The organism is Amycolatopsis thailandensis, assembly GCF_002234405.1.
GTDB lineage: Bacteria > Actinomycetota > Actinomycetes > Mycobacteriales > Pseudonocardiaceae > Amycolatopsis > Amycolatopsis thailandensis.
Window position 1 is genome coordinate 1 of the sequence record NZ_NMQT01000241.1, and the last position, 889, is coordinate 889.

The 889-nt window shown below is 72.9% G+C and carries 1 protein-coding gene; it reads right to left on the reverse strand.

The window, feature by feature from the left end; translation table 11 throughout:
• Positions 1 to 856 (reverse strand): hypothetical protein (locus tag CFP71_RS41970; RefSeq protein WP_093939416.1); only part of this gene is annotated, 856 nt, incomplete at its 3' end.
• Between the last annotated feature and the right edge of the window lie 33 nt (positions 857 to 889).

Sequence of the window (889 nt, forward strand, 5' to 3'; positions counted from 1 at the left end):
CGCCGACGACCGTCCCGGCGTCATCGATGTCGTAACACGTACTGGCGAGGTCCGAAGGCAAGGGACGGAGCAGCGTCGGCCGTCCTTCACGATCCCAGCGCGCGCAGATGCCTTGCCGGTCCGCGGTCACACCCCAGCCGATCGCGACGCCGTGCCCGGTGATCCGGACGACCTGTCCGGCCGAGAACTCCGGTCCCCCGGTCAGCAGGACGGTGCCCCCGTCGCGGTTCCACACGACCCCGTCGCCGAGGATGGCGCCGGAATCGGTGATCCCGCAGGCCGTCGCGCGGCGGGGCGGTGGCAGTTTGCTGATCCTCCCCGAGGGGTCCCAGCGCACCGCGGTCCGGCCGCCGGTGCCGTTCTTGGCCGAACCGACGACCTCGTCCAGCCCGTTCAGGTCGTGGCCCTGGGTCTCGCCGCCGGACAGGGCGGCGAGTTCCACCGCCTCGCCGTCGGGTTCCCAGCGCAGCGCCCGCCAGCGGTAGCCCGGCCGCATCGCGTTCCCCAGTATCGAGCCGCGTTCGTTCACCCGGCAGGTCGTGCCGGAGATCGTGCCGAGGGGCAGGTCGAGCGCTTGCACCCGGCCGTCGGGCCGCCAGCACACCGGCCGGAGGTACTCGCCGGTGTAGAGCGCCCCGGCGATGACGCCGGCGGTGTTGGCGCTGACGGCCCGGCCGCCCGAACAGCCGTCGAGAATCGGCAAGGGCGCGGGATTTCCTTCGCGATCCCAGCGCACCGGCCGTGACCCCGATTCGCCCACGATCATCCCGGCGTCGTTCACGCAGTAGGCGCTGGTGCCCTCTCCGGCGGCGAGCGGCCGCAGATCGACCGCCGTGAAGCAGGGTCCCCCTGGCATCGGCGCCGCCTGTGGTCTGGACGGTTCGGGCAC